15 protein-coding genes are annotated in these 18,594 nt (G+C 40.6%); 7 read left to right on the plus strand and 8 right to left on the minus strand.

The genetic code is table 11. The features are described 5' to 3' along the window. Positions 1–4 precede the first annotated feature (4 nt). From AB3N61_RS06385 to AB3N61_RS06400, 4 genes are read left to right on the plus strand one after another with little or no spacing between them, the layout of a single operon-like run. Positions 5–1,600 (plus strand): FAD-dependent monooxygenase, encoded by a 1,596-nt coding sequence (locus AB3N61_RS06385; protein ID WP_020767948.1) that lies wholly within the window; start codon positions 5–7, stop codon positions 1,598–1,600. Next, positions 1,597–2,706 carry a VOC family protein gene (locus tag AB3N61_RS06390; protein ID WP_367898785.1) on the plus strand — a complete coding sequence of 370 codons (1,110 nt, stop codon included), beginning with the start codon at positions 1,597–1,599 and terminating at the stop codon, positions 2,704–2,706. Before AB3N61_RS06385 ends, AB3N61_RS06390 begins: the two co-directional genes overlap by 4 nt. 16 nt (positions 2,707–2,722) lie before the next feature. Next, on the plus strand, positions 2,723–3,673 hold the full coding sequence (locus AB3N61_RS06395; RefSeq protein ID WP_020767931.1) for a fumarylacetoacetate hydrolase family protein: 951 nt from the start codon (positions 2,723–2,725) through the stop codon (positions 3,671–3,673). Positions 3,674–3,678: 5 nt separating this feature from the next. Further along, positions 3,679–4,482, plus strand: a complete 804-nt coding sequence (locus tag AB3N61_RS06400) for an SDR family oxidoreductase (protein ID WP_367899066.1) — start codon at positions 3,679–3,681, stop codon at positions 4,480–4,482. Between the two features lie 44 nt (positions 4,483–4,526). Here the strand turns inward: AB3N61_RS06400 and AB3N61_RS06405 are convergent, their stop codons facing one another. From AB3N61_RS06405 to AB3N61_RS06420, 4 genes are read right to left on the minus strand one after another with little or no spacing between them, the layout of a single operon-like run. Further along, complete coding sequence (locus AB3N61_RS06405; protein ID WP_367898786.1) at positions 4,527–6,779, minus strand: YhjD/YihY/BrkB family envelope integrity protein; 2,253 nt, start codon at positions 6,777–6,779, stop codon at positions 4,527–4,529. Next, a complete protein-coding gene (locus tag AB3N61_RS06410) occupies positions 6,776–7,669 on the minus strand; it encodes a class I SAM-dependent methyltransferase (protein ID WP_412758394.1) in 894 nt (297 codons plus the stop codon). Before AB3N61_RS06410 ends, AB3N61_RS06405 begins: the two co-directional genes overlap by 4 nt. Further along, positions 7,639–8,274, minus strand: coding sequence for a class I SAM-dependent methyltransferase (locus tag AB3N61_RS06415; protein ID WP_367898788.1), 636 nt, complete (start codon positions 8,272–8,274; stop codon positions 7,639–7,641). The genes AB3N61_RS06410 and AB3N61_RS06415 overlap by 31 nt, the downstream gene beginning before the upstream one ends. Next, positions 8,261–9,511, minus strand: a complete 1,251-nt coding sequence (locus AB3N61_RS06420; RefSeq protein WP_367898789.1) for an ATP-grasp domain-containing protein — start codon at positions 9,509–9,511, stop codon at positions 8,261–8,263. Before AB3N61_RS06420 ends, AB3N61_RS06415 begins: the two co-directional genes overlap by 14 nt. Positions 9,512–10,132: 621 nt before the next feature. Between AB3N61_RS06420 and AB3N61_RS06425 the strand changes: the two genes are divergently transcribed. Continuing rightward, positions 10,133–10,996 (plus strand): flagellar hook-basal body protein, encoded by an 864-nt coding sequence (locus tag AB3N61_RS06425; RefSeq protein WP_036088585.1) that lies wholly within the window; start codon positions 10,133–10,135, stop codon positions 10,994–10,996. Here AB3N61_RS06425 and AB3N61_RS06430 read toward each other — a convergent pair. Both AB3N61_RS06430 and AB3N61_RS06435 read right to left on the minus strand, forming a co-directional pair. Next, positions 10,964–12,223 carry a transposase gene (locus AB3N61_RS06430; protein ID WP_367898790.1) on the minus strand — a complete coding sequence of 420 codons (1,260 nt, stop codon included), beginning with the start codon at positions 12,221–12,223 and terminating at the stop codon, positions 10,964–10,966. The genes AB3N61_RS06425 and AB3N61_RS06430 overlap by 33 nt on opposite strands. Positions 12,224–12,309: 86 nt before the next feature. Beyond that, on the minus strand, positions 12,310–12,555 hold the full coding sequence (locus AB3N61_RS06435) for a helix-turn-helix domain-containing protein (RefSeq protein ID WP_367898791.1): 246 nt from the start codon (positions 12,553–12,555) through the stop codon (positions 12,310–12,312). A 532-nt stretch (positions 12,556–13,087) separates the two neighbouring features. On the opposite strand from AB3N61_RS06435, the gene AB3N61_RS06440 reads away from it, so the two are divergent. Further along, a complete protein-coding gene (locus AB3N61_RS06440) occupies positions 13,088–14,167 on the plus strand; it encodes a hypothetical protein (protein ID WP_367898792.1) in 1,080 nt (359 codons plus the stop codon). 105 nt (positions 14,168–14,272) lie between these two features. Here AB3N61_RS06440 and AB3N61_RS06445 read toward each other — a convergent pair whose 3' ends face one another. After that, on the minus strand, positions 14,273–15,112 hold the full coding sequence (locus AB3N61_RS06445) for a hypothetical protein (RefSeq protein ID WP_367898793.1): 840 nt from the start codon (positions 15,110–15,112) through the stop codon (positions 14,273–14,275). 506 nt (positions 15,113–15,618) lie between these two features. Further along, positions 15,619–16,278, minus strand: coding sequence for a tyrosine-type recombinase/integrase (locus tag AB3N61_RS06450; RefSeq protein ID WP_367898794.1), 660 nt, complete (start codon positions 16,276–16,278; stop codon positions 15,619–15,621). 256 nt (positions 16,279–16,534) lie between these two features. On the opposite strand from AB3N61_RS06450, the gene AB3N61_RS06455 reads away from it, so the two are divergent. Then, on the plus strand, positions 16,535–18,466 hold the full coding sequence (locus tag AB3N61_RS06455) for a DEAD/DEAH box helicase (protein WP_367898795.1): 1,932 nt from the start codon (positions 16,535–16,537) through the stop codon (positions 18,464–18,466). Positions 18,467–18,594 lie beyond the last annotated feature (128 nt).

Below are 18,594 nucleotides of genomic sequence, written 5' to 3' on the forward strand. Positions count from 1 at the left end.
TTTTATGAAAGAGATCGAGGAACTGGAGAAGCCCAACGTTTTGATCGTAGGTGCGGGTCCGGTAGGAGTTCTTACTGCGAACTTGTTAGGAAGTGAAGGAATTCCAGTCCTTCTAATAGATCAGAATCCAGGTATTTTGGAAATTCCCCGAGCCATTTCCCTGGACCAAGACGCTTTGAGAATTCTCCAGGCTTCCGGGCTGGGAGAAGAAGCTTCTAAAATTATGCCTTCCATTTCCTGGGTCGAAATGATCTCTCCGTACGTGGGAACGTTAGCTAAAATCAATTCTATGGGATCTATGGACGGACATCCGCGTTTGGTTTCCATTTATCAGCCGGACTTGGAGAGACTTCTTAGAAAGGGCCTCGAAAGATTCGATCACGTAAAACTTTGGTCGGACTGTACTTATTTAACCCATATAGAATCGGACTCGGAAGTTATCGTAAAAGTAAAATGTAACGGAACTACGTATAGAATTTCGACGGGTTTTCTTTTAGGATGTGACGGTGCTCATAGTCAGGTCCGTGAAAAACAAGGATGGAAACTGAAAGGTTCAGCTTACAAGGAAGATTGGCTGATCTTAGATGTAGATGATCTGCCTAACGCTCTAGAAAAGGTCGAATTTATCTGCGATCCTAAAAGACCTATCGCCCATGTGCCCGGTCCTGGAAAATCCCAACGCTGGGAATTTCTACTTAGGAACGGGGAAAGCAGAGAAGAGATGGAGAAGCCGGAAAAGGTCGCGGAACTCATTCGTCCTTGGGGAGAACTCTCTTCCATGAAGGTTCAGAGAAAAGCAGTTTATCGATTCCAAGCAAAGACTGCGGAATGTATGGGGAAGGGAAGGGTATTCTTGCTTGGAGATGCCGCTCATTTAACTCCTCCATTCGCCGGACAAGGTTTGGTGAGCGGTATGAGGGACTCCTTCAATCTTTCCTGGAAAATTGCATCCGTTTTACGTAAACAAGCCTCGAAAGATATACTTTCCAGTTACAATGTCGAGAGAAAACCACATGCAAAAAAAATGATACGTTTGGCCGTGTTTTTGGGTTCGATCATCATGACGAGAAGTAGGATCGCAGCCTTTTTCAGGGATTTTTTGATGAAGTTCCTATCTTTTACTCCTGCTCGTCCCTATTTATCGGATCTGAGATTAAAACCGGATAATTCTTTCAGCAAAGGTCTATTTTTAAAGAAGAATACATTAAGAAATTCTTCTATTTCTCCAGGATCCATTTTCCCGCAAGCGCCTCTCAGATCAAGAGAAGGGAATTGGGAATTGTCGGATTCTATATTAGGCCCAAATCTCTGTCTTGTCGGTTACGGAGTTCATTCTTCCCGTATATTAAGCCAATCTTGCGTTGAGATTTGGAAAAAAATGGGAGGAAGAATATTATATATTTCGAATCAACAACAGGCTTCCGAGATTGTCTCTAATTCGGTTGAAGACGTTACCTCTTCTTTTTTGAAATATTTCGGCGGCGCGGATCGATTTGCGATCGTTCGTCCGGATAAGATTGTCGCAGCAGTCTTTTATGGAAAGGATGCGGACGATACTATTTTGAGATTTGCAGAAATCTACCAAGGGAAAACGCCATGAAACAATTACCGTCCGAATGCCCTGTAAGATCGAAGGATCCTGTAAGTAAGGCGAGAGATATTGCATACGTTAGGTTAGGAAGGAAAAATCTAGAATTGGCCGCCGAATACTATCAGGATTTTGGGCTTTCTACCTTTGAAGTATCAAAGGAAAGAATTTTGTTTCGTGGCTTTAGCTCCAATCTGCCCTGTTGGTCTTTGGAAAAGGCCGACAGGGACTTTTTGCTAGGACTCGGATTATATATATCTTCTGCGGAAGAATTCGAAAGGTTAAGAAGAATAGACGGAGCCGAGGTCCGGCCTTTGGGAAGATTCGGCAGCGGTCATTTTCCGACGGTGACGATTCAGGATCCATCCGGCCTTCCAGTGGATGCGGTATTACTTCCTTCTTCTTTGGAGGAAATGGAAAGGAATAGAAGATCTAGAAATTGGAATAGTGACGGAAAGGTCACGCGTAAAAATCAGCCCCAGCCGTATGAGGTGGGACCCGCTAAAGTGAATCGTTTGGGACATGCAGTTTTTTTAAAACAGGAATTTTTAAAGAATGCGCAATGGTATTGCGACGTATTCGGTATGATCCCATCCGATATACAAATACTTCCGGAATCCAAGGAACCGGTGATCGCCTTTTTGCGATGCGATTTGGGAGAAAAACTCACCGATCATCATACTATTGTGATCGCCTCCGGAATAGACGATAGATTGGAACATTGTGCTTTCGAGTTGGAAGATTTGGATGAAGTCGCTAAGGGCCGGGAATGGCTTTTGAGAAGAGGTTGGAAGCCTGCTTGGGGAATCGGGAGGCATATTTTGGGAAGCCAGATATTCGATTATCAGAGAGATCCAAGCGGAATGCTCGTGGAACATTATACGGACGGAGATAAATTCGACGATACGGTTCCGGTAGGCTTTCATCCTATCAGCAGGGAGAGTCTGTACCAATGGGGACAGGATATGCCCGAGGACTTTTTGGATACGGAACTTTCTGTAGAAAAGTTAATTCAGCTTGTAAAAGGTATATTCTCGGGGAGAAAGATCGAGTTGAAGAGACTGATGGAATTGAAAAAGGTCGCCGAACTATCTCCGAGAAGTTGGATTAAATATTAAGAATAAGGAATGAACTATGGCTAGGAATTACGTACGTTTCCGAAAAGATGAACGGATAGATTGGGCAAAATTCACTGAAGGTAAGGTGTATCCTCTCGAAATAGGGGACTTGGATACGCGCAAATTTTTGGAATTCTCCAAGAAGGATAGTTCTAATCCGGGATCCAAGAGTTATAAACTTTCGGAAGTAACATTACTTTCTCCTATTTCTTCACCTTGTCAAATCGTCTGCCAAGGTGCGAATTATAGACAACATCTGATAGAATCCGGACTTGATCCGGACGATAAGAGTTATAATCTTTTTTTTACCAAATCGGACGCATCCCTGACTTCTCCGATGGGAGAAGTGATCCGACCTAAACATGTCAAACTTCTGGATTATGAGATTGAACTCGGTCTTGTTTTCGGGAAATCCATAAATTCTTATACGGAAGTGAATTCCGGGAATATATCGGAATATGTGGCCGCTATCTTTATGGCGAACGATGTATCAGCAAGAGATATACAACTTCCCCAATTGCAGTGGTATAAGGGAAAATCTTACCGAACTTTTCTGCCGGCGGGGCCGGTGTTGGCTGTTTTGGAGCCGGGAGACTTTGAGTTACTGAATAGTCTGGAATTGACCTTGCTTGTGAACGATCGAGTCAGGCAACATGATACGATTTCCAATTTGGTATTCAAACCGGAGGAAACTATCACTGAACTATCTAGTTTTTGTAATGTATCCCCCGGCGACGTTTTGTTGACCGGCACTCCTTCCGGATGCGCACTTAGAGCTCCGGGCAAAATGGTGCAAAAGATCGCCGGTCTTCTTTCCGAAAGAAAGAAATGGGAACTTTTCGTCAAAGGGCAAAGTAAAAGGTCCCAGTATTTACAGCCTGGGGATATGATTCGTTCTTTCATACGGACTGCTGATCGTAGGATCGATCTGGGAGACCAATTCTTAAAGGTGGTCCAAGAATCGTGAGCAGGATCCATTCCTTTTTTAAAGATAAAGTGGTTTGGATTACCGGAGCATCTTCCGGAATAGGGGAGGCATTGGCAGCCGAGTTGAAAGATACCGGTGCTAAATTAATTCTTTCTGCAAGAAGAAAAGAAGAATTAATACGAGTAAAAGAAGCATTAGGAAAAACTGATGAAAACTGTTTGGTTCTTCCTTTCGATTTGGAAAAGTATTCTTCTATCGAAAGTTTGCCCGATCGAGCGATCCGCAAATTCGGTAAAGTAGACGTTCTGATCAATAACGGAGGGATTAGCCAACGATCTTTGGCTCATGAGACCTCTATTCATGCATATGAATCGATTTTGAAAGTGAATTTTTTAGGAAACATCGCTCTGACCCTTGCGCTCCTCCCGCATTTTAGAAAAAGGAGAGAAGGATATGTGATTTCCATTTCTAGCGTTGCAGGAAAATTCGGGGTCCCGCTTCGATCAGGATATTCCGCTAGTAAATCCGCTTTGACCGGATTTTACGAATCTATCCGAGCGGAAAATAAAAACGTAAATCTCAAAGTGCTTCTTGTGTATCCTGGATTCGTTAAGACCAAAATTTCCGAAAATGCGATTTCAGGAAACGGAACCAAGCATGGGAAAATGGACCAGGCCATAGAAAACGGTATCGAAGTGGAAGAATGCGCTAAAGAGATTTTATCTTCTATTTCTTCCGGGAGAATGGAAAAAATAATCGCCGGCCCTAAGGAGAAATTCGCAATTTATTTACATAAATACTTTCCGAACATTTTCGCGAGATTTATAGCAAGAGCAAAAGTCACTTAAGGATTATTTGCCTTCCAATGATAATAAAACTACTTGTAGGGCTTTTAATCGATCAAGTCTCTAAAGTTAATCGCATCCAGATCTTTTTGCAGGGAAGATTCCGCTTTATCCATTTTTTCCCGAACCTTATCAGGATAGACATGAAAAGACGGATCTTCTTTTAAAAGTGGTTCCGGTATCCTACGATAAAAATCTCCGAGAGTCAGATCTTCCCCCGATACAACTGGCAACCAGGCTCCTCCTTCATTCGTTTCAACCAGAAGTCCAACTTCTGATAATGTTTTAGTGAGCCTAGGAATTTCTTCCGCATGAAGTCCAGATTTGACGGCAAGGTCACCGTTTCGAGGAGCGATCTTACTTTCTTTTTGGACCGAGTAGACCGCTTTTAAAACTCCGATCAACTTTCTGAATTCGTAACTAAAGGCAGTATGATGTTCTTCTATCAATTGGAAGGGGGCGTAATATCTTTCCGGATATTGTACACAAGCGGTCACTTCCGCTCCGAATAGAACAATGAGAGATAAGGAATACACGCCGATCAAGAAGATAGGGATCGAGGCGAGGGCCTTATAAACAATCATCGTGGTTTCGGAGAAGGAGGTGATGTATACTTGGAATCCATAAAGAAAAATCAAAAAGATCACGCTAGTGAAACCAGCTCCCCAAGACGAAGCTCGGATCGGGACTTTTGTGTTCGGGATCAAGGTGAATAACGCCAAGAAGAAAAGCCAGATCCCGATCAAAGGGAAGAAGAATTTTAGAATATTATAAGGTGAGAATACCGACTCTCCTCCTTGCAGGATGACTGTCTCGTATTTCACATCCTTGTATTCGGAAAGACTGATTTTTCTATATTCTCCGATATTCAATAATCTGAATCTTCCGTTCGCACTTCTATCCAATAATCCGGAAGCGAATACCTTACCTTTTACGGGAATATAAAAAGTATTCCAATGCTCTCCACCGTCTATGGAGACCAGAATATTTCCAAGAGCGTCCAGAAGAAAAATATCCGCTGATTCTTCATTTTCTATGGACCAAACTTTGCTAAATGTGTATCTTTTATGGCTGAGATTTTTCCAAGAGTATCCACCATCTTCCGTTTTAAAAACGGAACCTCTTTCTCCAGTGACAAAAAGTTCTCCCGGCCTGATCCTATGGATATCCTTTAATCCGTGACCTGTGATCTTAGTGGCATTCCAAGTATAACCGCTGTCTTCACTCTTCCAAACATTCCCGTCTTCATCAACAATGTATCCTAAATACGGTTCGGGAAAATATACACGATTTGCTCGGATTTTTAGAACATTCGTGAATACCGGCTTATAACTTCTTCCTTGGGTGAAAAAATGTAGGACTTCCCCATTGGAGAAGATCAAATAAAAATTCCCTTCGTTGATATATTCAAAATCTTTAAAATTGCAATTGTCGAAATAGATCGCATTCCAGACGGAACCGTCTACGGGTTTGGAGAGAAATAATCCTTTTTCGGAAAGAGCATACACTTTTCCGTCTTTAACGGAAACTCGGACGAAGTTTTCCTTAGAGATGTCCGGTTTTTCGCAAAAATCCACACGAACCCCGAAAGAATCTACGCAGCGGATATTTTTTAGATCTATATCCTTCTCATCCAAATAATAGTCCCGTTTGAGGCCGGAATCCATTCGAAAGAGTGTGCCGTTCTCGCCAGAGATCCAGATATGATTTTCCGCATCCTTATCCATGCTCAGATAATGGGGAGGGCGGAATACATCGGTTACCTTTTTAGCAAGATTATCCCCGATCACCAATAGAAGAGGACCGATAGAAAGAACAAAAAAGTAAAATACGAATTCTTGTAGAACGGATCTTTTTTCTTCTATCCTCCAGATGGAGTTAAACGAATTCTCCAAGGACCTTAAGACGGTGGTTGCGGAAAATACCAAAAGGATGAAGCCGATGGCGCCTATTTGTCTGGCTGCATCGATCAATTCTCCCAGAGTGTCCAAATACGGATTTATATCTAAATTGATATTACTAACCAGAAAAAACGCATTAATTTTATCGAATATTTCTTCCTTACGATTGTCCAATCCGGAAGTGATCGTCAGTAGGGAAAGGGCCACTACAAGCATCGGAATTAAGGATACGATCGTAGTATAAGAAATACCGGAAGCCTTTATGAGACATTCGTCTTTGGCAAAACGATAGGCGGAAGCAGCCAGAACACGAACCGTAAAGTTCAGTTTCCTTCCTAAACCTGCGTCCGGAATATAATCGAAAAATCTACTGTACTTTGTATTCGGATGGGAATTCATTTCTTAATCGCGTAATGCACCATAGACGAAGTGAGCGGTATTCCTTTTTTGGAAAGTTTACTTTTGAAATGGTAAAAAGAGATCCAGAACCATTTCAAATAATCCGTCCATCTGGAAAAACTTCCCCTGGATTTTAAAAGTTTGGCGGAAAGAGGGAAGTCCACTCCGAGGTAGGTAATCTGTCTTACGAATCCTCGTACGGCAAGAATTTTCCGAAGGATTTTTGCAGAATAATAATACACATGACCCGGCAAATAATAGTGATAATTTTTACCGGCTTCTATGGCCTGCCAGGCGTCAAAATTCGCGGTTTGGATGAGAAGTAAACCGCCGGGTTTTAGGATCTTGGAAAGTTTATTAAAAACTTCCTTTGGGTTTTCTAAATGTTCGATCACTTCGATCAAGGTGATCACATCGAAAAAATTTTCCGGAATGTCCGCATCTAAGAATTGACCCTGCCAAATCTTAAAACCTCTCGCTTCCGCTTGTTTGGCGGAAAAAGGAGAAATTTCCACACCGTAAGGTATGAATCCTTTTTCTTTAGCGCATTCTAAAAAACCTCCGAAAGAGCAACCGATATCCAAAAAATTCCCGGAAGATTTGAACTTGGAAATATTTTTTAAGCGGGCAAACCAAACATATCGATCGAATTTTTCGGTCTGTCTTTCGTCCCTATACGTGAATTCCTGGTTACCCGTATAATATTCTTCCGTATATAACGACTCGGGTTCCGGTCTTGGAAATTGGGCTTGGAAGCCGCAGGTTTTACAAATTTGTATCGGGAGATCGAACTTATTAAATTCCGATCTGTATAAAGGTTCCCAGTCGCAGTCCCCGGCGAGAGGACATTCTTCTTGGATTATTTTTGGGCGAGGAAGATCCAATGACAAATCCTCTCATCCAATTTTCCTAATGGAGTTCTTTCCGTATAACCGATCTCAAAGGAAGAAAAATTTTTCAGAAGAGCCTGCACATCTTCTTTGGAATAGAACCAAGTGGCGCCACCCGCAAGATCCGTTGTTCCGATTTTTCCTTTCTCCGCTTTAAGATGTGTGTCTCCTTCCGCTCTTACGGAGGCTGCGAGATAACCTCCTTTTTTTAGAATACGGAAGTTATCATCTAACATAGATTTGGCGAGATCCGGAGAATTATAATGTAGAACTCCCCAGCTGACGATAAGATCGAAGTTCTCCTCTTCAAAAGGATAAGGAGGGGAATTTAAAAGAAACGTTTTGACCCATGGATAAGATTCCTTCACGGATTGGATGGAATTTTCGCTGTAATCCGCAGCATACACTTCATATCCGAAATCTTTTAAAAGAACACAATGCCTGCCGGAACCGGTTCCGAAATCCAAAGCCTTAGGAGAAGGGGAAGAAGCAGGGAATTTAGAGATCATCCGAACTAAGTTTTCATCCGGATACGAAAGTTTTGCCTTGGGCCTAGTATAATGAGTTTCCCAAACTTCTTTAGAAGGATGATCAGCGGGCTTCATATTCCGCCTTCAAACGGTTTTTCACACTACCATTCCATTCCTCTTCCGAAGAAGACACCTTCGACTTTAAACAAAGGACTCTGGTCCTTGTTTCATTTCCTAAAGAGGTGTCCAGTTTAGAACCAAGTTCTTTCAGATTTTGGTTCAAAAGAATTGTTTCACCGTAATTTGTTGGAAAATTTTCCCAGGATTTTAGGACGGAAATACCTCTGGGTGGAATATCAAAACGGACTTGAGATTTTAGTTTTTTAGGAATTTCTAAACTAGAAGGCGGAGGAGTAATCGGCTCTCCCACCAAAAGTTTGACCAGGTTGGTAAAATAATCGTAACCGGAATAACCTGGCACAAGAACATCCGCCAGATATTCACCGCCCACTTCGGGAGCGGCTTCGATCAGAACGAGATCTCCATTCTCATCCGATCTGAATTCGGCCACAAATGGACAATTTTTCAAACCTGTGGCCTTTACGATCGCCCTACATAACATCTTGATCTCGCCTTCCAATTCGGATTTAGGAAAGGGGAGCCTATGAGCGGCTTCCAAAAAAGGGGGAAAAGAAGAAGTTTCCTTTAAGGAAATATTTACCAGATGAAAATCGGATTCATCCACCAATCCTAAAACGGTATATTCAGGACCTGGAATATATTCTTCCAAAAGCCAGGTTTCCGGATGAGGAGAATTGGCAGAAGTTTTTGACTTGGGTTGTTTTTTGGGAGATATTAGATTAGAAATGGATTTCAGATCGGAATCGGATTCCACGAGTTGGATCCCGGATTTACCGCTTCCTTGGCTGGGTTTTAAGATCCAGGGATACGGAAAAGATTTGGATTTAGCCTTGATCTCCGATGCCGGTATCTCTCTTGGGACTCTAATCCCTTTTGGGGCTAGATTTTCCTTTAAGATTTGTTTATCAGAAAATTTTAATACGGATTCCGTACTTGCATATCTCAGTTTGAGTTTTTCTGCAAGATAGGCGGTGCTATACGTCGCCTTTCCGAAGGACCTTGTGCCGATACCGACGATCGGAGTAGGTAAAGGATTTTCCGCGACTGCTCTTAAGATCCTTCTGTATTCGAAAGTGGACTCGATGATCCGCAAGCTTGCCATCGCAAACCCGGGGGCCTTATCGTTTTTATCCACTGCGGCTACTTCCAAGCCCAGGGCTTTTGCAGCAGAGATCAAGGGTAACTGGTTTTTACCGGCTCCTAAGGAGAGAAAATACCCTTTTTTCTTCATCCCATGGATAAATAGTCCTCAGAACAGCAGATGTCAAAGGTTTTTTAGGAATGAGACAAAATACAGCCTCTTGTAGGACCTCCTACAAAGTTTGGGAAGAAGGCCCCCACCCGAGTTTTGGGTGGAGGAGGAGGGCCCGTGGGAGGTTCCTTCCTGGCTCTATATCAGATAATTTTCAATCTTTCAAGTTCAGTTTGCAGTCCTCTGGGATGGAATGTAGATTCTGAATTCCGGCCTGACCGGGTTTTGATTGAAATTTTCCTTCGGGTTACTGCGCTTAAATGCAACGCGATGATTTTAGTTAAGCTTTCGATTCATACGAATGGCTTGAATTATAGCTTTCCTCTCGTTTGGCCTTCGGCCACCGACGCGCTTCACGGTCGTTGCCTCGCTTCCTACGGGTCGCTGCGCCAGGGATGCGAAGGGCTTGTCCCACCGAAGGTGGGATGAGGCAGGCTCGCCGAACCCGTAGCAGCCCGGTCCCACCGAAAGGCGGGAGGCGCCAAACCTTAAATCTTAGGAATGGTAGGAACTCCTTCTTATTTTTTCTTTTTATGTCTTCAAAAGCGTAATGGGATTTTTGAAAAACTCCGATCCTTAAATAGAGCAGGAGAAAGTAGAATGTTAAGAGGAATGTACACCGGATCTAACGGGATGATCGTGCAGCAGACGCGCATGGACGTTATCTCCAACAATCTTGCAAACGTGGACAAGACTGCATTCAAAAGGGACACAACGTTGTTCAAAACTTTTCCGGAACTTCTGATCCATCGATTCAATGAGGACGGAGTAGGTAAGGTGCCTATGGGTTCCTTCGATACGGCTCCCGTGGTCGGCAAACTCGGGTTAGGCGCCGAAGTGAATGAAATTTATACAAGATTCGAACAAGGGGCTGTGAAGAAGACGGACAATCCTTTCGACATGATGCTGCAAGATAGGCCTGGCACGGAACATCCCGCATTTTTTAGCGTATTGACCAATAGAGGTGAAAGACTTTCTCGCTCCGGGGCTTTCGTTTTGGATACGAACGGCTATTTGGTGACTCCTCAGGGTTTTCCTCTGATGGGTGAGAACGGGCCGATCAAAGTCGCTCGCGGAAATTTTTTAATCAAAGAAAATGGAGAAGTTTGGATCAACGGAGAAATCGGTAACGATCCTCGTAATTCCGTTGGAGCCGATAAGAATAGATTCGAAACTCCTGTTCTTTTGGATCGTATCAAGATCCGCACTGTGGAAAATCCTCGTCACTTAGATAAAGAAGGCGACTCTTTCTATAACGATACCCCCGAGTCGGGCGAGCCAAGACCTTTTCTTTTGGAAGAAGAACCGAATCTTCTACAAGGTTATTTAGAAGCTTCTAATGTGAGTGTCGTAACTGAAATGGTGGAGATGATCGAAGTGAACCGTTCTTACGAAGCGAATCAGAAGACCGTTCAGACTCAGGATCAGATGTTAGGGAAACTTCTGAACGATGTGTTGAGGTAGTAATAACATAGCTCCAATCCCCACAGAGTCTTCGGCTCCATCTTGAATTAGAATGTCGAGTCCGAGGACTTTTGCGTTCTTGAGAAACGCGAATTCATTCAGATACAAGGTCGAGTATTCTGGTGTTGTATAGCAATATGCACCAAAGGAAGTTTTGAGTAATCTCTGGTTTCCTTCTGCTACCTGAGAATGCACTCCGTATTTGCTCCATCTATTCCTGGCCCAGCGATACCTTCCTTTTTTCGATTTTGCATTATGATTTACCGATCTATGATTTCTGTATATTCCCCAAAGCCAACGGTATCCTTGGTCCGTGAATAGTGGAGTTCGAATTGGCAAATGTTCTTTGATGATTGGTCCGAGAGTATTTGCTTTTTGATTTGGAACCGAGTGAAAGAATACTGGCCCACGCTTTACTGCGATTGTATGAACTAAGGTTCCAATTTGTTTTCCACCAAGTTTATCTGAGAGGTATATGGAAGCAGTTGCTCCACTGTGACGGAACCGTTTTCTTCCTTTATTTGCTCTGGCAGATGCGGAATACAAAACGGCTGTATCTGCGCAAATATACGAACGCTTTGCCATTTTCTTTGTTATATCCGTATTCTCATTTGGAGGAAGGTTAAAGTCTCGAAATTCATCTTCTAAGAGTTTGAATGTAATTCGTTTATATATTTCCAATTGTTCGGATGCAAATATTTGGAATCTTCTTTTGAGGAGTAAAGCTGCCTTATATGAGATTCCTAATCTCTTTGTGATCTCTGTTGAAGTGAGAACTTTTGGATGTTGGATGAAAGATTCGTGAAATACATATCCAAACATCCAAAGTGGAAGTTTGAATTGTTGAAGGGGAGTGGATGAGAGTCTGGAAGTTTGGTAATGACAAACTCTACAACGAATCACATCCGGTCTAGTTGAGATTTCTTTATCCAGAATTTGGTCTTCGCAATGAGGACAAAACTTTTTGTAAAAATCATTCAGGATCTTCTTGGTGATCTGTTCGAAGAATGGAATATTAATTCCTGCATGCTTGAATTTGCTAGAGGTTTTGGAAGATGATCTTTTACCGGAATCTAAATTCCGCTTCTCGACAGCGGGGGTTGCTCGCGCGCGATTTGTGAGAAATGGTAACAGGGGATATAACAAATTTTGATCAAAGCTCTGCATTTCCAATGGATTGTATTCAAAGCCTGTTTTTTCAGGTTTTTTAAGATCAAAATTCTGCATTACAAGGCTCTATTCCCGATCGGATAAATCGTTTTTTACAGAATTTGAAAATGAAATAAATGTAAATGGAAAAATGAGAAATTCGATTATTTCGCTTTTTTGGGCTTATCTTCCGGAATTGGAACGTTCAATAATTCCTTTGGATGAACTCCAAGAGCTTTTGCAATTTTGAATAAACTCTGTAAACTCGGTGCTCCGTCACCGGATTCTATCCTTTGATAAACCCGAACTCCCATATCCAAACCGGTTAATTCTTCCTGGGAAAGTTTCTTATCCAACCTCAGTTGTTTGATTCGTTTGCTGACGCTTCTTTGAAAGGATTCATAATCCATCCGTGAATTTTAAGGTCGTTCGGCTATTAATACCATGCTACATGTAACACGCTAAAAATAGCGTTGACTAAAATGACGCGACAAATAGTTTCGATAAATTTCCATCGTTCTGCTCGCTTTTTGGCATATTTCCTAATTCATCAAAATAGGAAGTCCTTAACGAACTAAACCATCGGAGATTTACCTTCAAAGGAGAATCTAAATATGAGAAAGAAAACAAATCTGCTGAGCAAATTATTTGCTTTGGCTTCGATTTTAATTGTTAGTCCGTTATTCGCTTTCCCAAAAGTGGGGAACTTGTCCGGGCGAATTCTTTACATTTCAGTATATAACGGAAACGATCAACTCGTTCAAAGAGTAAAACTGAATCCAGGCGAAAGAGTAACTTTATCAGCCTGCGATCAGTTTGTGGTATATGGAATCTCGGAGCCACCTACTCAAATGCTTAAATTCTCCTCATGCGATAGGGAAGCCGTCATAAACGAAAGTCTTACCGCTCAACGAGCCAATTGATTAAATTTCCATGAAAAATATGTTTCTATATTTTGGATGCCGGTTTATAGCCGGCATCGTTTTATTATCATGTTTAGAATCTTGCTTAAGTATCGGAGAACGCAGAACCGTTTTAGAAAAGAAGGAAATAGGTAAAGAGAACGTTGACCTTGATTTTAGAACCTTTCCTCCGGAGATTGACGGTGATTTTATTTTAGTTGGTATCGAACAGAAATCTTCTTTCAAGTATAAATCTAAAATCAGATTATCTCGAGAGATTGAGAGAAATTCGGAAGGAGAAATTTGTGGAGGCTCAAAAGTTGAATACTATGATCGGCAGGGAACTAGAAAATTCAAATGCGAATATGATTACAAATATTCATTAATTCTCGCCACTGTTTTTACTGTTGGTGCTGCTCTTCCTCTTGTTGCTTTGTTCGATTGGTTGCCTACTCAGTTTAAGACGGGAGAAGAAGAATTCGAAGAGGATACGATCGAAGAAAAATATGTTCGTAATTGCTCATCGGATAACCCTTTAAATAAGGGAAAGGCGTTTTTCGAATATACTTTTGATGACGAATGGATAGTTGTCAAAAGAGTTCCTATTAAGGATTGCTTCGCAAGAATTCCAATCAACAACGATTTCAATAATGCATACGAGTTTACTTATCGAATAAATATCAATCAGGAGATTTATAACTCAGGCATCATTGCATACAATACAGGAGGCGATAGATTTTTTGGAACTGAAAGCAAAAAATTCAAGGAAGCAAGACAAAAGGCGGACCAATTATTTGCTCTTGTATCGGAAAGGCGAAGTAAAGAAGCGGAAGAGAGACATGAGCAGGAAATCAAACAATGCGAATTATTTTTTAATCGGTTAGTTCCGTATTTTAAATTGAACACTCCCGTCGTCGGAGCAGGACCTACTTGCTCGGTCACTTGTGATCGTTTTGTTCGTTTTAATTATCCAACCAATTCTTGGGGAAAATTTCCCGAGTGTGTAAATCGATGCAAGAGTTGTTGGAGTTCTGTCGGTTGGGGTCAGGCAGGGGAAAGTAAGAAGGGAGCAGGCAGCGAATACAATTACGAGGATCTAAAAAAGATGAGATCGTATTGATTCTGAAAACGAAAAGATCATAATATTTCAGAAATTTATTCGTCCTTTAAACAGTAAGAAAAGAATCCCGAGTCCGAACAAGGAGATCGGGATTCTTTGATGAATTTACGCTGCACGTTTTCGCGGGTTCTTTCGTTTTTCTAGTAAGCCTTGTTTTAACTCGTTTATGTGATCGTAACCGTGCAGAATGATTTCCTTCATTAAACCTGCGGTGATTAGCAACTTATATGCCCTTTCTTTAATGCGCTTCCTTCTTGATTGAGATGTGCCTGACTTGAATGATAGCCGCATGATTTTAAATTCGTTCCTGCGTATGAATTCTTCTAAGAGACCTTTTTCGTTTATTTTCAAGAGAGTCCTTGCTAAAAGAGCCTCTTTCCGAGGATTAATCGAGTTTTTTCCTTTGAAGAAAATTTCCAATTCGTTTTGCAATGAGGTCGAACTGGGGAGGTGATCGAAATTTAAGATCGGCTTTAGAAGTTTATTCGCCTTTGAACGAAAAAATTTATCACAGTCAAAATTTTCCAAATAAGTAAAATACGGGAATTTAGGATCAAGGAACTTATAAAAAAATACGAACTTTTTAAACTGCTCGGAAATCCAACGTGTCCCGTAGTAACGAAATTCCATTCGTAATATGTTTTCGGGACCTACTGAATCATAATTCGATAATGATTTTAATTGTTCGGCTTTATCATAAACGATCGCTTCGAAAGAAGCCCGTTTTCCGGGATTTTTATAGTAAACCGAGCTTCCATATCGAATTGTTTTCTTTGTTCTTGGAAAATGCAATAACGACAAAATGGAAAAATATTTTGAATATTTCTCTTCAAGAATTAAATTTCTGAATATGTCTAACCTGGCAAGCTTTGCCCCGTTCAAGTTTTCGATTTTGACGCCTGCGTTATTCAATTTATTGTTTAAGAGTGATAAGATTAAATTCATATTGAGGGGAGTGTCCGAACATAAATTGTTTCCATTAAAGAGGCTAGAAATAGAAAATTGAAGACCGAAATAATGCGACTTATGAGGATTCGTTGATTTTGTTATTCGGATTCCTCCGATAAATCCGGTGTGCAAATCGTATTTCGAATTTTTACTTCTTTCGATTTGAAAAGGCATTTTGCCCAATTCTTGAAAAAGGACGTTTTCCTTTGGAATTAAAATTTGGACAGAATCGATTCCTGTATAATTCTCAATTTCTAAATTCCTTATTGGTTTGTTACTGAACATTGTGTTTTCCTATAAAAATATTTCCTGACGGAGTGATTATATTTTATAAATGCGGAACGCAAAATGTCTGAATAAAGTGCAGAGTTTTCTAAATTTTTATAATATAGTTACCTTAGGTTGTTTTTAATTAAATAAAAAGATCTTTATCTTTACTAAACGAAGCTACTAAGTCTTTTGTAATCATTGAATAGATGATTCTTAGAATTTTATTTTCTATTTTACCATTCTAAATAAGAAGATCCGTCAAAATACGGCTTTGTATAAAATTTTGACGTTGTTATTGGCGTAGAATGTCCTAATACCTTTTGAGCAGCAATGGAGCCTGCTTTTTCCAATAATTTTTGTCCTACGGTATGTCGAATTGCATGAGGATGTGCGGTTCGCCCAATACAGGTTTTCACATTCCACGAATTTACGATCCTTTGGAGGCTTCTGGTTGTTATGGGAGTCCTTGTTTTCTGATGCCTTTTAGGACGAGAAAGGAAGAAATGGTCGGATATTATATCGGCTATGTTATGGTATGCTTTTACGGCGGTTATAATCTCTTCTGAAAGGACTGAGTAACCCTTCTTTCCTCCTTTTCGAACATATTGGATTAAATTTTCCCCTGATGGCGCTTTAAAAATTCCTGAGAATCTGAGCGAAACGGTTTCTTTGGCTCTTAATCCCGTTTTGCTTATCAACAGAAAGATCGCCTTATTACGATAATCTTCTTCTGTTATTGGTAAGGAAAATCGTTCTTTTAACTCTCTCATTACCTCGTCCGTCATGCCTTTTCCAAAAATAGGAGATTCGCCTACTGGTGGTCTTTGCGATTTGCCTTTGCTCTTTTTTAGAATCGAATTCAATTCTATAATTTTTGCCGTATTCTCGCTCATTTTTCTACCTCATGAAAAATATTATTCTGTTCGAGATTCGGCTTTAAATACCCAAGGAGGCAAAAATTCGTCTTTTTTCTTCAATTTTTGACATTTTTTCCCGACGATCAGGGAGAAATTTTTATACAATATAATAAGGGAGGCGGCTATTGATAACATTATATAAACATAAATTATATAAATATAAAATACTTGATTTGTTGATTATTGTTTTTGGTCATGGTTTTATTGATCGACCAATGTGGAGGTAAATACATTGAAAATAGACCAATTTAAAATTCTGAAACCGTTTATCGTTGGAAATCCAAAACTAAGGCTTCCGCAAGTGGAATGTTTTGAGGCATTGAAGGATTCTCGCGAGAATCATCCGGATGATCGAGAACTGGGTATTGTATTACCCGTTGGGTGTGGTAAGACCGGATGTATTACCTTGGCGCCATTTGCTTTCCGTTCTAAGCGCACATTGGTTATTTCGCCAAGTTTGATAATCGCTGAACAATTGATGTCGAACTTTGATCCTTCGAATGCTTTCTGCTTTTATAAGAAATGCAATGTGTTAACCGATAATATATTTCCAGAATTTAGCGAAATCCGAGGGACAAATACGAATCAAAAGGATTTGGAACTATCGGACGTTGTTGTAACCAATATTCATCAGTTGGGCACGGAGAATAACAGATGGATCAAAAAATTGTCTCAGGACTTTTTCGATTTAATTCTCTTTGACGAAGGACATCACAGTTTGGCGGAAACATGGACTTTGCTCAAAATGAAATTCCCGAAAGCGTATATTGTAAATTTCAGTGCAACTCCCGTAAGAGCTGACGGAGAAAGAATGCCAGGAAAGATTGTTTATTCTTTTCCTATTGCCAATGCAATCAAATTGAATTACGTGAAAAACCTTAAAGCGATCGTCTTGAATCCTGAAAAGATGAAATATCGAATATTCGGTTCTGAAGAAGAAATTGATTTAAAACGGATTGTTGAATTAGGTAAGGAACTTCCGGCTTTTCGGAGAGCAGTTGTGTCATCAAAGGAATCGTTGGATTCGATTGTGAATGCTTCAATTACCGAACTAAGAAAAATTCGTCAAGAGGCTAATGATGAACGTCCTAAGATAATTGCTTCTGCTCTGAATTTTAAGCATTGTAAGCAGATTGTTGAAGCGTACAAGGAAAGAGGATTGAGATGCGATTACATTCATAGCCGTAAAAATAACCAAAGAAATAATGATGCTTATCGTCAGTTAGAAAATCATGAATTGGATGTAATTGTTCAGGTGAAAAAATTAGGAGAAGGATTTGACCATTCCTTCCTATGTGTTGCAGCTGTTTTTAGTGTTCATTTAACTCTCTCTCCTTTTCTTCAGTTTATTGGTCGAATTATGAGAACCAACAATGGAAATACAATTTTTCATCCGTTAAATCAAGGCGTTGTAGTTTTTCATGCGGGCGGGAATATTATACCCCGATGGAACGATCTCAGAGAATTTAGTGAAGCAGATCAGGAATATTTCAGCCAGTTGTTACCAATGTCTGGGATAGATTTTTCAAAGTCAGATGAATTGGTAGTTAATCCGGAAATCAATCTCGAAGCCACCGAAGCGCATGGATTTACTCAAGCTGAGTCAGATCCTTCTTTTGCTGAAAAAATAAAATCTTCCGAAATGCAACCGAAAGTTAATGAGGATGATTCAATTCCAGAAAATGAAATGTCTTCCTCGATAAATCGAAACGGTTTTCAGATTACGGAACAAATAGGCCTGAACTGGGAAAGTCTGCCTTTGATTAAAGAAAATTTCGAGGCAATGGAAGCGATCCGAAAATTATCAGAGTTAGGCTTTAGTGGGCAACAAGTGTTGGAAGCAATGAACTCACAGCCTGTCATTCCCAAAGTCCAAAAACGTCAAGAGGCTCGTTATAATTTGAATGAACGTGTTAAAGCGGAAGTTGATAAAATTTTGAATTCTATATCTCTCTCCGCTGACGGTTATGAATTGGATAAAAACCATCGTGGTAAGCCAAATTACATGATTCTAAAATCTTTGATCGATATGCGTATCAACAATTTCATAAATCGGAAAGCGAATGAGCGAAGCGAGCTGTCTCAAAAGGACTTAGATTTGATAGATGAGAACTTCGAGGAATTAGTAGAGCCAGTTTGGCAAATAGATCTTACGGTGGCTTGATCTTGCTTCTTTGATCGGAAAATTCGCCTATTCACCATATTGGGGGTATTCTGGTAGTGAGTATCCCTTATAGGATAGCTACTGACTTTCGTAAATAATTGGAGAAATTTCTCGATTCAATGGTGACA

The organism is Leptospira sp. WS58.C1, from assembly GCF_040833995.1.
Lineage (GTDB): Bacteria > Spirochaetota > Leptospiria > Leptospirales > Leptospiraceae > Leptospira_B > Leptospira_B cinconiae.